The 14,315-nt window shown below is 60.5% G+C and carries 13 protein-coding genes; all 13 read left to right on the forward strand.

The window, feature by feature from the left end:
* The first annotated feature begins 75 nt into the window (after positions 1 to 75).
* A complete protein-coding gene (locus NKH02_RS23055) occupies positions 76 to 822 on the forward strand; it encodes a Crp/Fnr family transcriptional regulator (protein WP_023766606.1) in 747 nt (248 codons plus the stop codon).
* Positions 823 to 1,370: 548 nt separating this feature from the next.
* On the forward strand, positions 1,371 to 2,981 hold the full coding sequence (gene ccoN / locus NKH02_RS23060; protein ID WP_352881707.1) for a cytochrome-c oxidase, cbb3-type subunit I: 1,611 nt from the start codon (positions 1,371 to 1,373) through the stop codon (positions 2,979 to 2,981).
* An 11-nt stretch (positions 2,982 to 2,992) separates the two neighbouring features.
* Entirely contained in the window at positions 2,993 to 3,724 is a 732-nt protein-coding gene (ccoO, locus tag NKH02_RS23065; RefSeq protein WP_352628594.1) for a cytochrome-c oxidase, cbb3-type subunit II, read from the forward strand.
* 11 nt (positions 3,725 to 3,735) lie between these two features.
* Positions 3,736 to 3,885 carry a cbb3-type cytochrome c oxidase subunit 3 gene (locus NKH02_RS23070; RefSeq protein ID WP_352881710.1) on the forward strand — a complete coding sequence of 50 codons (150 nt, stop codon included), beginning with the start codon at positions 3,736 to 3,738 and terminating at the stop codon, positions 3,883 to 3,885.
* Between the two features lie 2 nt (positions 3,886 to 3,887).
* Positions 3,888 to 4,751 (forward strand): cytochrome-c oxidase, cbb3-type subunit III, encoded by an 864-nt coding sequence (gene ccoP / locus NKH02_RS23075; RefSeq protein WP_352881712.1) that lies wholly within the window; start codon positions 3,888 to 3,890, stop codon positions 4,749 to 4,751.
* Between the two features lie 129 nt (positions 4,752 to 4,880).
* On the forward strand, positions 4,881 to 6,440 hold the full coding sequence (ccoG, locus tag NKH02_RS23080) for a cytochrome c oxidase accessory protein CcoG (protein ID WP_352881715.1): 1,560 nt from the start codon (positions 4,881 to 4,883) through the stop codon (positions 6,438 to 6,440).
* Positions 6,437 to 6,934 carry a FixH family protein gene (locus NKH02_RS23085; RefSeq protein ID WP_352881717.1) on the forward strand — a complete coding sequence of 166 codons (498 nt, stop codon included), beginning with the start codon at positions 6,437 to 6,439 and terminating at the stop codon, positions 6,932 to 6,934. The genes ccoG and NKH02_RS23085 overlap by 4 nt, the downstream gene beginning before the upstream one ends.
* Positions 6,931 to 9,213, forward strand: a complete 2,283-nt coding sequence (locus tag NKH02_RS23090) for a cation-translocating P-type ATPase (protein WP_352628586.1) — start codon at positions 6,931 to 6,933, stop codon at positions 9,211 to 9,213. Before NKH02_RS23085 ends, NKH02_RS23090 begins: the two co-directional genes overlap by 4 nt.
* The gene (ccoS, locus tag NKH02_RS23095) at positions 9,210 to 9,380 is read left to right on the forward strand and encodes a cbb3-type cytochrome oxidase assembly protein CcoS (protein WP_023762793.1); all 171 of its coding nucleotides are present in this window, start codon (positions 9,210 to 9,212) and stop codon (positions 9,378 to 9,380) included. Before NKH02_RS23090 ends, ccoS (NKH02_RS23095) begins: the two co-directional genes overlap by 4 nt.
* 66 nt (positions 9,381 to 9,446) lie before the next feature.
* Positions 9,447 to 10,145 (forward strand): CBS domain-containing protein, encoded by a 699-nt coding sequence (locus tag NKH02_RS23100; protein ID WP_352628584.1) that lies wholly within the window; start codon positions 9,447 to 9,449, stop codon positions 10,143 to 10,145.
* 170 nt (positions 10,146 to 10,315) lie between these two features.
* Positions 10,316 to 10,432 (forward strand): cbb3-type cytochrome oxidase assembly protein CcoS, encoded by a 117-nt coding sequence (ccoS, locus tag NKH02_RS23105; RefSeq protein WP_352487495.1) that lies wholly within the window; start codon positions 10,316 to 10,318, stop codon positions 10,430 to 10,432.
* A 418-nt stretch (positions 10,433 to 10,850) separates the two neighbouring features.
* Complete coding sequence (gene ubiM / locus NKH02_RS23110) at positions 10,851 to 12,032, forward strand: 5-demethoxyubiquinol-8 5-hydroxylase UbiM (RefSeq protein WP_352881739.1); 1,182 nt, start codon at positions 10,851 to 10,853, stop codon at positions 12,030 to 12,032.
* Between the two features lie 294 nt (positions 12,033 to 12,326).
* Positions 12,327 to 14,237, forward strand: coding sequence for a putative bifunctional diguanylate cyclase/phosphodiesterase (locus tag NKH02_RS23115; protein WP_352881719.1), 1,911 nt, complete (start codon positions 12,327 to 12,329; stop codon positions 14,235 to 14,237).
* Positions 14,238 to 14,315 lie beyond the last annotated feature (78 nt).

Below are 14,315 nucleotides of genomic sequence, written 5' to 3' on the forward strand. Positions count from 1 at the left end.
CACGGACAAACTGCCGCAAGGATTTTTCTACCGTGGATTGCTATCCTGCCCGCACTGGACCGGTAGAGCGATCGAATGACATTACGGCAGGATATTCACAGTTCCGGCATTCCCGTTCTTTGCCTGCCTTGCGAGGCACGGCGCCGCGGTGTCTGTGGCGCGCTCGAGCCAGACGATTTGGCTCAGCTCGCCAAGACGTCGTCGCGGCACAATATCGAGCCGGGGGTCGAACTGATCGGCGACGCCGAGGCGGTCGACTGTTATTCAAACGTGCTTTCAGGCGTGGTGAAGCTCACGAAGAGCCTTTCGGACGGCCGCCAGCAGATCGTCGGTCTCCAGTTCGCGCCGGATTTTCTGGGACGGCCCTTCAAGATGAAAAGTGCGATCAATGCGGAAGCGGCAACAGCTGTCTCGCTATGCTCGTTTCCGAGAGCGGCCATCGAACGGATGATGAAGCAGTCACCCGAATTTGTGCATCGCCTGCTCAAGCAGGCGCTGAACGAACTTGACGAGGCCCGCGAATGGATGGTGACTCTGGGGCGCAAGACCGCACCAGAGAAGGTGGCGAGCTTTCTCCTCATGATTGCCCGGAACATCGACTCCAATGTTGACCCGGCGGCTAGGTCGGCGTGCTTCGAGCTGCCGATGACGCGTGCCGACATCTCTGATTTCCTTGGAATCACAAACGAGACCGTGAGCCGTCAGCTGACCAGCCTGAGAATGGACGGCGTGATTCGGATCGAGAACAACCGCCGCGTCACCGTGGACAGCATGAGCCGGCTGGAACGGCGCTGCGGCGGCCGAGGCGCAATAGCCGTTTGAATGACACGAAGCTGCATGGCCCACGCCACTTACTTCATTCGGGGCAGGGCATGCTCGCGTTGGTCTCAGAAGACATCGCGTAGCGACAGCCCGTTCTAATTCCGATCGTATACGCCAGTTGCGTTTGGGCTCGTCGGCGAAGCATCCACACTTGGCCGAAGTCAATATGCCTCATACGCAGGCGAAAATCGCCGTCCAAACCATAAATGTAACGAAGGCAGCGCAACGCTGGCGCTGGCTGTTCCAAGGCATTGAAACGATCGACGTTCGGTAAGGCATCGGCCTGCTTACCAGCGTCACAGAAGGTGCGCTTGCCCACACGCCCGCGATCGCCTCCATACCCGGGCCCCAACTGGGGACGCCGGGCCTGTCCATAAACCGGCGGCCGCTGCTGCACTTCCACATTCGACACAGTCTGATCGCACCGAACTCGATGCTGCTCGAAGCAAAATGGTGCGGCTCTGACATGGATCAGGGCGAGCGGGCGACGGCTGCGCAATAAGGCACCGCGGTTTGGCATCCGCCGGAATTGGAAATCGGGGCTTGCGATGAAATTCGGCAAAGAAATCGTGCTTCTAAGCCTGTTCGCATTCGCGGCTTTGGTGGCCGCTGGCGCTGGGGTGGATGAACCCTTTCGCCAGCATATGTGGGTCTTGTTCTTCGCCTTGGCTGGCTTCACTGCGATCCTGTTGCGCAACACTGAGTTCAAGCCTGCCGCGCCGATCGACCCGTCCGCTTACATGGACGGGCCAATCCGCTATGGCGCCATCGCCACCATGTTCTGGGGTGTCATCGGCATGCTTGTCGGCGTGGTCATCGCGCTGCAGCTTGCCTATCCCGATCTCAACATCCAGCCCTGGTTCAACTTTGGCCGTTTGCGGCCACTGCATACGTCGGGAGTCGTCTTCGCCTTCGGCGGCAACGCGCTGCTTTGCACGTCTCTCTATGTCGTGCAACGCACCTGCCGCGCCCGGCTGTTCGGCGGCGATCTCGGCTGGTTCGTGTTCTGGGGCTACCAGCTCTTCATCGTCATGGCAGCGACTGGCTACCTGCTCGGCATCACCGAGAGCCGCGAATACGCCGAGCCCGAATGGTATGTGGACATCTGGCTGACCATTGTCTGGGTCGCCTATCTCATCCTGTTCCTCGGCACGATCCTGAAGCGCAAGGAACCCCACATCTACGTCGCTAACTGGTTCTACCTGTCCTTCATCGTCACCATCGCGATGCTGCATGTGGTCAACAACCTCTCCATGCCCGCCTCCTTCCTGGGCTCGAAGAGCTATTCGGCTTTCTCCGGGGTCCAGGACGCTCTGACGCAATGGTGGTATGGCCACAACGCCGTGGGCTTCTTTCTGACCGCCGGCTTTCTCGGCATGATGTATTATTTCGTACCCAAGCAGGCGAACCGGCCGGTCTATTCCTACCGGCTGTCGATCGTCCATTTCTGGGCAATCATCTTTCTCTACATCTGGGCTGGACCCCATCATTTGCACTACACCGCCTTGCCCGATTGGGCGCAGACGCTCGGCATGGTGTTCTCGATCATGCTGTGGATGCCGTCATGGGGCGGCATGATCAATGGCCTGATGACGCTGTCGGGCGCCTGGGACAAGCTCCGCACCGATCCGATCATCCGCATGATGGTGATGGCCATCGCCTTCTACGGCATGTCCACCTTCGAGGGCCCGATGATGTCGATCAAGACGGTCAACTCGCTGTCGCACTATACCGACTGGACCATCGGACACGTCCATTCGGGCGCACTCGGCTGGGTCGGCATGATCTCGTTCGGCGCGCTTTATTACATGGTGCCGAAGCTGTGGAACCGTGAACGGCTCTACTCGCTGCGCCTCGTTACCTGGCACTTCTGGCTGGCGACGCTTGGCATCGTTGTCTACGCGTCGGTCATGTGGGTGTCCGGCATCATGCAGGGCCTGATGTGGCGCGAATACGACGAGCAAGGCTTCCTGGTCTACTCCTTCGCCGAAACGGTCGCCGCCATGCACCCCTACTATGTCATGCGCGCCATCGGCGGGGCCATGTACCTCTCCGGCGCCCTGATCATGGCCTGGAACGTCGCCATGACCATCCTTGGCTACCGGCGCGAGGAGGATCCGATGCCCGGCTCCGTTCCCGCCCTCCAGCTTGCGCGATGATGAGACAGAAAATGAGGTTGATGAACAGACACGCGGTCATCGAGAAGAACGCTACACTTCTTCTCCTCGGGTCGCTGCTGGTCGTGACAATCGGCGGCATCGTCGAGATCGCGCCGCTCTTCTACCTCGACAACACGATCGAGAAGGTCGAAGGCATGCGGCCCTACTCGCCGCTCGAACTCGTGGGGCGCAACATCTATGTGCGTGAGGGATGCTATCTCTGCCATAGCCAGATGATCCGCCCGTTCCGTGACGAGGTCGAGCGCTATGGGCATTACAGCCTGGCGGCCGAGTCGATGTATGATCATCCCTTCCAGTGGGGATCGAAGCGCACCGGACCGGACCTCGCTCGGGTTGGCGATCGCTACTCAAATCTTTGGCATGTCGAGCACCTCACGGACCCTCGTTCCGTGGTGCCGGAATCCATCATGCCGAGCTATGGCTTTCTGAAGGATACGCCGATCGCGGTGAAGGATTTCTCGACGCATCTGGTTGCCAACAGGCGCGTCGGCGTCCCCTACTCCGACGACATGGTCGCTAACGCCAATGCCGATTTGATGGCGCAGGCTGATCCCAATGCCGACACGTCCGGCCTCGAGGCCCGCTACGCCAAGGCCAGGATCGGCGATTTCGACGGTGATCCGCAGCAAGTCACCGAAATGGACGCCCTGGTTTCTTATCTCCAGATGCTCGGCACGCTTGTCGATTTCAAGAACTACGATGAGACCGCGGGCTACCGCTGAGGACAATGGCGATGACGTACAATTTCATGCGGGAGTTTGCCGACAGCTGGGGCCTGCTTGCCATGGCTCTTTTCTTCATCGGATCCGTTGCCTTTGCCCTACGCCCCGGCAGCCGCAAGCTCGCCGACGAAGCTGCCCGGATTCCCCTTGAGGAGGACTGATCATGAGCAGCGATCACATTGACGAGGTTTCCGGCATCTCGACGACCGGCCACGAATGGGATGGTATCCGCGAGTTGAACAACCCGCTTCCGCGCTGGTGGGTCATCACCTTCTACATCACCATTGTCTGGGCGATCGGATACACCATCGCCTATCCGGCATGGCCTTTGCTGCATTCGGCAACAAAGGGCGTGCTCGGCTATTCGAGCCGTAACGAAGTCAAGAACGAGCTGTCGGTGGCTGAAGCGGCGAAGGGGAAATATGTCGCGGCGATCGAGTCGAAGAGTGTTTCGGAGATCGCGGCGGACGATACCTTACGCGAATTCGCCGTCGCCGCCGGCAGTGCCGCGTTCAAAGTCAATTGTGTGCAGTGCCATGGCTCCGGCGCCCAGGGGTCCAAGGGCTTTCCGAACCTAAATGACGACGACTGGCTGTGGGGCGGCAAGGTGGACCAGATCCAGCAGACGATCGCTCATGGGATCCGCTTCGCCTCCGACCCGGCTACGCGCCTGTCGGAAATGCCGGCCTTTGGCGACATCATCACCGCCGATCAGATCAAACAGGTCAGCACCTACGTTGCCAGCCTGTCCGGCACTGTCGGCGATCAATCGTTGGTCGCGCCCGGCGCCAAGGTCTTCGCCGAAAATTGCGTGGCCTGTCACGGCGACAATGCAAAAGGCAACAAGGAACTCGGCGCTCCAGATCTGACCGACGCCATCTGGCTCTACGGGTCAGGCGAAGCGGCCATCGCCGCCCAGGTCACCGCGCCGAAACAGGGCGTGATGCCGGCCTGGGGCGCGCGCCTCGGCGAGACCAAGGTCAAGGAACTGGCGGTCTACATCCATTCGCTTGGCGGCGGAGAATAGGAGCAGAAGCCTATTCTCGTCCTCCCCCTCCCGCCAAGCGACGAGGCCCGGCGCAAGCCGGGCCTCGGCATCATCCAGAACCGATGAGTCGGCTTCCGGCGAAATCGTCGCTGGTGACTGGAGCTTCTCGTGCTCGATAACACGCAAATAGAAAGGATCGAACCCACGCCGGTCAACTCCGCCAAGGTGCGTCAGCCAATGTACGCCGCGCGCAAGAAGATCTTCCCGAAGCGGGCCTCGGGCAGCTTTCGCCAGTTCAAGTGGATCGTGATGGCGGTCACGCTCGGCATCTACTATCTGACGCCGTGGCTGCGCTGGGATCGGGGCTCGTTTAGCCCGGACCAGGCCGTGCTGCTCGATGTCGCCAACCGGCGTTTCTATTTCTTCTTCATTGAGATATGGCCGCAGGAATTCTACTATGTCGCCGGCCTTCTGGTCATGGCCGGCGTCGGTCTTTTCCTGATCACGTCGACTGTCGGCCGTGCCTGGTGTGGCTACACATGCCCGCAGACCGTATGGGTCGATCTGTTCCTGGTCGTCGAGCGCGCGATCGAGGGTGACCGCAATGCGCGCATAAAGCTCGACGCCGGTCCCTGGACCAGCCGCAAGCTCGTGCTGCGGGCATCGAAACACGTCATCTGGCTGGTCATAGGCGCGCTGACGGGCGGCGCCTGGATCTTCTATTTCGCTGACGCGCCGACGCTGCTCGGCGAACTCTTCACCGGCACGGCGGCTCCCGTCGCTTACATCACCGTCGCCGTGCTGACGGCGACGACCTACACGTTCGGCGGGCTGATGCGCGAGCAGGTCTGCACCTATATGTGCCCGTGGCCGCGCATCCAGGCAGCCATGCTCGACGAAAATTCGCTCACCGTCACCTACAATGACTGGCGCGGCGAACCGCGCACGCGTCATGCCAAGAAGGTCCAGGCCGCCGGTCAGCCGGTCGGGGATTGCGTCGACTGCAATGCCTGCGTCGCTGTCTGCCCGATGGGGATCGACATTCGCGATGGCCAGCAGCTCGAATGCATCACCTGCGCGCTCTGCATCGACGCCTGCGACGGCGTGATGGACAAGCTCGGCAAGGAGCGCGGGCTAATCTCCTACGCAACCCTCTCCGACTACAACGCCAACATGATGTTGGCGACCGCGGGCGGCTCCGGTTCAGTCAATCCGTCGCTGGTCAGAACGGATGACGGCCTGTTTTCAGACAAGCTGGCTCATTTCCATATCCGCAAGATCTTTCGCCCGCGCACCTACGTATACATGGCTATGTGGTCTCTGATCGGCCTGGGCCTCCTCTACTCGCTGCTGACGCGCGACCGGCTCGAGATCAATGTCCTGCACGACCGCAATCCACAATTCGTGACGCTCTCCGACGGCTCGATCCGCAACGGCTACACCGTCAAGCTGCTGAACATGATCCCCGAACCGAGAACGATCGTCGTCACAATTCGGCGCTTGCCCGGCGCAGAGATGAGCATCGTTGGTGTCGACCTCCCTGCCGATCGCTCTTTTGCGATCGAGGTCGAACCCGACCGGCTGAAGGTGTTGAAGGTTTTCGTGCGCCTGCCTGCTGAGCAGATCCATGGCGAAGCGCAGACCTTCACTCTTCAGGTCGAGGACAAAGCGAGTTTCGAGTCGAACGAATACACCGCCACCTTCAATGCGCCGGAGATCGCCAGATGAACGCCACCACGCGAAAGTCCCGCGAATTCACCGGCAGGCACATGTTGGCAATTATCCTTGCCTTTTTCGGGGTGGTCATCGCGGTCAATCTGACGATGGCGACGCTTGCCAACACGAGCTGGACCGGTCTGGTCGTCGAAAACACCTATGTGGCGAGCCAGGAATTCAACAAGAAGGCCGAGGAAGGGCGCACGCAGGCAGCCCTCGGCTGGACCGGCAAGCTGACCATCGCATGGGGCGAAGTCCGCTACAGCCTCACGGACGCCGCCGGCAAGCCGGTTCCCTTGCATGGCGTCAAGGTGCTGTTTCGCCATCCCGCTTACGAAAAAGAGGATGAGTCCATCAAGCTCGCCCTCGCCTCGGGTCAGGAATTCGCCGCGCTGCACACGCCGAAGGATGGTGTCTGGATCGTCGAAGTCGACGCCGATGCCGGCATGAAGGAATCTTATCGCGACGTGCGCAGGATCATGATTTCCCATGGAGCGCTGAAATGAGCTGCTGTGCGCCGGGCGCCGAAATGGCGCTGGATATGGTCAGCGTGACCTCGGCCCTGCCGTCCAGCCAGGAAATCAAGCTGGCGAGCCGATCACTTGGCGACGACCTTCATCAGACCGAGCTTTCGATACCGGCTGTTCGCTGCGGTGCCTGCATTCAGACTATCGAGACGGCATTGGGAAAGCTCGATCATGTCGAAGCCGCCCGCGTCAACCTGTCAACGAGGCGGGTGTCTATCCGCTGGCGCGGCGACGACGTTCCGCCATTCGTCGCTATCCTCGGACGCCTGGGCTACCAGACACATCTGTTCGAAGCCGACACCGATACAAAGGACAAGACGCTCTCGGAGCTCATCCGCGCCGTCGCTGTTGCGGGCTTTGCGGCGGGTAACATCATGCTGCTTTCGGTCTCGGTCTGGTCCGGTGCCGAAGGCGCGACACGCGATCTGTTCCACTGGGTCTCAGCGCTGATCGCCATTCCCGCGCTAGCCTTCGCGGGCGGCATCTTCTTCCGCTCCGCCTGGAATGCGTTGCGCCACGGCCGCATGAACATGGACGTGCCGATCGCGGTCGGCGTGTCGCTTGCCTGCGCCATGAGCCTTTACGAGACGATCACCCATGGCGACCACGCCTATTTCGACGCGTCGGTGTCGCTGCTGTTCTTCCTGTTGATCGGCCGAACGCTCGATCACGTCATGCGGGAGCGCGCCCGGACCGCCGTGAAAGGCCTGTCGCAGCTGGCCGCGCGTGGCGCAATCGTGCTGCGCGCCGACGGTGCGCGCGACTACCTGCCGGTTAGCGAGATCGAACCAGGAATGCAGTTGCTGATCGCAGCCGGCGAAAGGATTCCCGTCGACGGCAAGATCATTCGGGGGGCGTCGGATCTCGACTGCTCGCTGGTTTCCGGCGAAAGCACGCCCCGAAACGTGGCGCCAGGCGAACCCGTGCAGGCTGGCGTGCTTAACCTTACCGGCTCGCTGACGATCAAGGCGACAGCCGACGCGAAGGATTCGTTCCTGGCGGAAATGGTTCGGCTGATGGAGGCCGCCGAGGGCGGCCGGGCACATTATCGCCGGATCGCCGATCGCGTTTCAGCGCTTTATGCTCCGGTGGTTCATCTTACCGCCTTCGTGACGTTCCTTGGCTGGATGGCGGTGACCGGCGACTGGCACCGGGCGATAACCATCGCCATTGCCGTTCTCATTATCACATGCCCGTGCGCGCTCGGCCTCGCCGTGCCGATCGTTCAAGTGGTCGCCGCGCGACGCCTGTTCGAACACGGCATCATGGTCAAGGACGGTTCGGCCATGGAGCGCCTGGCGACGATCGATACCGCGGTCTTCGACAAGACCGGAACGCTCACCCTCGGACAGCCCCGCCTCGTCAATGCGTCGTCGATCGATCCGGCCATGCTGGCAATCGCAGCCGGCATGGCCGTGCATTCCCGCCATCCGTTTTCAAAGGCCATAGCCGGCTTTGCCGCGCCTGGCGGGCAGCATAAATTCGATGCGGTAACCGAGCAGCCGGGATTCGGCATCGAAGCCGCTGCCGCCGGTAGCACCTGGCGGCTGGGTCGACGCGGAGGATGGAAAGCCCGCACCGGCCGCGAAGGCCGACATGGCTATGGCGGGACGGTTCTGACGAAAGACGGGATCATTGTCGCGACCTTCGATTTCGAGGATGCGCTGCGCGTCGACGCCAGGGCAGCCATCGATCAACTGCACAACGCTGGTATGTGCGTGGAGATGCTGTCGGGCGACACCGCGAAAGCCTGCGCCGAGGTTGCGGACGGGCTTGGTGTCGATGATTTCGTTCCCTGCCTGCTGCCGTCCGGCAAGGTTGAACGCATCGAGAGGCTGGCGAGGGACGGGCACAAGGTTCTGATGGTTGGCGACGGGCTCAACGATACGCCGGCGCTGAGCGCTGCGCATGTCTCGATCGCACCCGCCACCGCCGCCGACATTGGCCGCAATGCAGCCGACTTCGTTTTCCTGCGCGAAAGCCTCTTGGCGGTCCCGCTGGCTGTTGACGTATCGCGCAAGGCGGGAAGCCTGATCCGACAGAACATAACAATTGCGATCGTTTATAATGCTGTTGCCGTGCCGATCGCCATTCTGGGCCATGTTACGCCTCTTATCGCCGCGGTCGCGATGTCAGCCTCGTCATTGCTCGTGGTTGGAAATGCCATGCGTCTGCAAGGCTTCGCAACGGGTGCGTCGTCCGCAATTGCGCGGCAAGACAGGCCCGCGCGGGCCGGCGCCTTGGCTCAATCGTCATGACGACGCTCGTCTACCTCATCCCCGTAGCGCTATTCCTTGGCGCACTCGGCCTGTCCGGCTTCCTTTGGGCGTTGAGAAGCGGCCAGTACGAGGATCTCGATGGCGCGGCGGAGCGCATTCTCATCGACAGCGACGACGGCGCGGAGAATGCCACTCGTTCCAAGTGACTCAGATCAACGCGCCGCGGGTCGGGATGTCCTATCGTCGTCCGAGGAAAAATCAGGAGGGTGAGGATGCAAGCCGAATCCATAATGACAAAGCCAGTCATCACAACGGATGCGAACGCAACAATCGCCGAAGCGGCCGAGCTCATGCTTTCAAACAAAGTCAGCTGCCTGCCGGTAACGGACAGCGACGGTGCCCTGGTTGGCATTGTAAGCAAAAGCGACTTCTTGCGCCGAGAGGAACTCGGAACCCAGCGTGTGCGTCCGCGCTGGCTGGAGCTTGATCTTGGCCCGGGCACAACCGCCCATGACTATGTGCGCTCGAACGGACGGATCATCCATCAGGTGATGAGCCCACAGGTCATCTCGGCGCCTCCTGGCGCCTCGATTGCAGATGTTGTCGACCTGATGATGCAACACCGCATCAACAATGTCCCGATTGTCGATCGGGAAAGGGTCGTCGGCATCATCACGCGAACTGATTTGCTGCTTGTCCTGATCCGCGCCATGTCAAAAAAGGGCACTACGCCACCCGATGACGACCTGATCCGCAAGGCTATCCTTGCCGAGCTGCAGGGACAAACCTGGAGCGGTGGTGACTTGATCGATGTGAGGGTCAGCGACGGCGTTGTCGAACTGAAGGGGACGATTGTCGACGAGCGTCAACGGAAGGCAGCGATCGTTGCGGCTGAGAAGGTTGCCGGCGTCGGGCAAGTCAAGGACGGCCTCCTCCTCAGTACGGATCCGTTCTCGGTGATGGTTTCATAGCTGCGAAAAAAGCGGGGACGCCAAGCAGAGTCCCTTTGGTTCTGCTCCCTTCCCACATCACTTGGACATGAGGCCGTCGGCGAGTTCCTTCGGCGTCTAGCGCGTTATGGTCGGAGAGCACGCTGTCGGCAGCAAGACGCCCGTCCTGACGGAAATGCGATGGCCGCTGCCTGTTTTGGTGGGGCTTGGACCGGGGCTTCCTGTGGATCTTGAAGAGCGGCCAATACAAAGATCTCGACGGCTCCGCCGAGCGGGTCCTTATCGATCGGGAAGAGCCGCGAGGCTGAACCGGTTGGCGGCGCCAACGACTGTGCGGATGCTGGTCGTCAGTCGACCGAATCTTTGCTGGCGATTGCCCGCGTCATGACGATATCGGCGCGCGTGCGAAGAACTGATCAGCCACAATACGTTGCCGAACCTTTGGCCAGGAGGGGCACGCGATTGGGAAGCCGACCATTCAGAATGCCCAGACATGCAGACGTTTTCACGGCAATCGACCACTCGACCGTGAACCCGCCGCTGCCGGGTTTGTCGAGCCTGGTTGATCCAGATCAGCGTTATCTCTTCATCGGCATGGTTTCATTGACCAGGCTTCCAACGGAGAACGCATGTCTATCGAGTTGGGGAGATGAGCGGCAAACCGTGGGTGATTGCGATGCTTCAAGAGCGCTTCGTATCGAAGATAGCCGCTATGGCGGCACGCTGATGGCCGACTATGTCGACACATTCGACATCATTGTCGTCGGAGCTGGGCCGGTCGGACTTGCCTTCGCAGCATCGCTCGCCTGGAGCCGACTCAAGGTGGCAGTGGTTGAACGGCAGTCGCTCGACAGCCTGGCGAATCCGGCTTTCGACGGTCGCGAGATCGCGCTGACCCACGCATCAGTGAGAATCCTTCGCGAGCTCGGCGCCTGGGATGCCATCCCCGCATCGGACAAATCACCGCTTCATGGCGCGCGCGTGCTCAACGGATCCAGCCCTTTCGCCCTGAGCTTCGATGCTCCCAGCGGATCTGGGGAACCACTCGGATTTCTGGTCCCAAATTGTCGGATCCGCGATGCCCTGTTCAAAATTGTCCACTTCCAGGATCATGCCCGGCTGCTGTGCGGCAACTCGGTCGTCAATGCAACAAATAGCGAAGACGAGGCGGTCATAACGCTTTCTGATGGCAGGCAATTGGCCGCTCGGCTGCTCGTAGCAGCGGATTCGCGTTTGTCCGCGATGCGCGACCTGCTCGGCATTGGCGCCAACATCCATCCGCTTGGCCACTCCATGCTGATTTGCCGAGTGAGGCACGAGCGCTTCCATCACCAGATCGCGGTCGAATGGTTCGACCACCATCAGACCATCGCGATGTTGCCGCTCATGGAAGGCGTGTCGTCGCTGCTTCTGACTTTGCGCTCAAGCGAGGCCGACAGACTGTTTGCTCTCGACGACGAATTGTTCCGCATGGAATTGATGCACCGGTGTCGAGGACGCCTCGGACAGATGACCCTGGCAAGCACCCGCCATGCCTATCCGCTGGTCACGACCTGGGCGCACAAGTTCTCGGCTCCGAGTGCGGCACTGATCGGAGACGCTGCCATTGGCATGCACCCGGTGACCGCGCATGGCTTCAACATCGGCCTCAGCGGCCAGAAGCAACTCGCTCATAAAATACTGACAGCATGTCGCGCCCGCCGCGACATTGCCGATCCCGACATGCTCGGCAGATACGAAAGCCGGCTGCGGCTGTCGGCGGGGCCGCTCTATCATGCCACCAACATGCTTGTCGGTCTCTACTCAAGCGAGCACTCGGCGGCACGGCTTGCAAGACATGCTGGGCTCCGCTTTGCCCAACATCTTCCCTTTGTCCGCCATGGCATTTCGGCCATGCTCAGGCGGTGAATCGCACAGAGCGCTGCCGCTCTGGAACGCTGTCTCGGCGAGGCTTCCTTGTCTTGCTGGCGCGCGTCGTCGCGGGGCAAGGCTGTCTCCTGGTGACGTTGCCGATCATGGCATGATTCGGATCAAGGCACGCGCGCGGGCGAAGCCTTGATGATTCGGCAATGCTAAGCCAAAGGTGTGACCCGAAGCATGGTGAGCGCACTGGTTACCCTCGCTGGGTAGTTAACCCGTCCTTCAGTGGGCTTGCATAGGTTTGGTCCTCGCGAACAACGACGCAAGCAAGCTGGTCCATTCATGGCACCCCTAAAGGAAGAAGAATCGCTGGAGGCCAAAATCCGTCAGGATCAGCTTGCTGACCTGAGGGCCGGGCTCTTCGTGTCGATGCCGATAAGCGCGATCCTGTCAGGCCTGATTTGCGCGGTGCAGGCCCTTTCTGGCGGCGGCTTTGCCGCTGCAAGCTGGTTCCTGGTCGTCAATGCGCTAAATGCCGCCCGGCTTGCACTCGCCCGTTTTCAGCTAAAGGAAACGGGGCGCCATCAGGATTTGCTTGGCGTTTTGCCGCGCCTTCGCATGTTTGGCGTCCTTGCCCTTCTGGCAGGGTTTGCCTGGTCCTTCCCGGCCGTGCTGACTGTTGGATACACAACACCACAAGCACCGATGCATCTGGTCATACTGGCGGGCATTTCAGCTGGTGCGGTTACATATGGCAGTTCGTATGCCGCGGCGGCGACCAGCTTCATCACACCTCCACTCCTCATCACGGTGGCGTGCCTTTTGGCGAAAGGCAATTTTGAACGCTACATTCTGGCTTTCACCGTTCTGCTCTTCATGGGCGGCTTGGTCCGAGCTTCGTTTGTTGGGCAGGCGCGCTTCCGCGAAGCAAGCCGCCTGAGACATGAGGCAGAGCGATTTGCGTCGGAAATGGAGCGCAACTCCAGGGAGGACCATCTGACCGCCCTTCTCAACAGGCGGGGCCTTGAACACGCCATCGGTCGGTTCAAGAGCGCGGATGGCCCCTTCGTGGCAATGCTGATTGATCTGGACGGCTTCAAATCTGTCAACGACACCTACGGTCACAGGACCGGTGATGAACTGCTTGTCATGATCGCCCGCCGCATAGAGCAGGAAGCACCCGAAGGCTCAACGCTCGCTCGTATCGGCGGCGATGAATTCGTGCTGGTTTTTCCCTCAACGAGAGCTTCGCTTTCTGCCAGTGATCTCGCCTCCAATATCATAGCCAAAATTGCTCGCCCCTATATCGAGGTCGCGTCCGTGCGGGTCGGGGCATCGATAGGGATATACTTGGCGCAGACGCCGAGCCTGACTGAAATGTTGTTGCGGGCGGATATCGCCCTGTATACGGCCAAGCGCCATGGCAGGAACGAATTTTGCTTATTCGATGCCGAACTCGACAGGGAACTGCAACGTCGCCAGTCCATCGAACGGGATCTTCATTCGGCGATAAAGACAGGAAGATTGCAACCTTGGTTCCAGCCGATCGTGAAACTCGAAACCGAGACCGTGGTCGGTTTTGAAGCCTTGCTGAGATGGTCCCATCCGACGCATGGTGCCATCTCTCCACCCGAAATCATCACGGCCGCACGCGAAACCGGAATGCTTCAGCTGCTGACGCAAACCGTATTCGCCGACTGTTGTGCTTTTATCGACGGCTTGGTGAAAGCTGACTGTCGTGACATTCGTGTGGCGATGAATGTTTCCCCTCGCGAACTGGAAGCCGGCGATATCGACGACATGGTTCTGGACGGTCTGGCGGCAAGAGGCCTGCCTGCGACGATGTTCGAAATCGAGATTACCGAAGAATCGCCGGTGGACCCGGACAGAGTGGATGAAAAGCTCGGACGGCTTTCACATGCCGGTATTTCCATCGCGCTCGATGACTTCGGCACCGGCTTTTCTACCTTGGCATCTCTCAAGGACCGTCGGATACGCAAGGTGAAAATAGACCAGGGCTTCATTCGCGGCTTGGCCAAGTCCCGAGAGGACCGACTGCTTGTCAAATCGGTCATCGAACTCGGTGACATGCTCGGGATCGAGGTCATGGCCGAGGGCGTCGAAACAGAGGCGGATCGGCAAACCCTGCACAAGCTTGGCTGCCGAACCGCTCAGGGCTTCCTCTTCTCCAAGGCTGTGCCTTTGATGCAAGCACTGGAAATGGCAGTCAAACAGCACGCGAACCAGTTGTGACCGCTCCCGCCGCGCCGGCTGTCGCGGCCGTGCGCTGCCGAATTTGGCTACAGAGACTTGCCTGCTCGAAACACGTGG

The organism is Mesorhizobium sp. M1396 (genome assembly GCF_040317725.1).
Classification (GTDB): domain Bacteria; phylum Pseudomonadota; class Alphaproteobacteria; order Rhizobiales; family Rhizobiaceae; genus Mesorhizobium.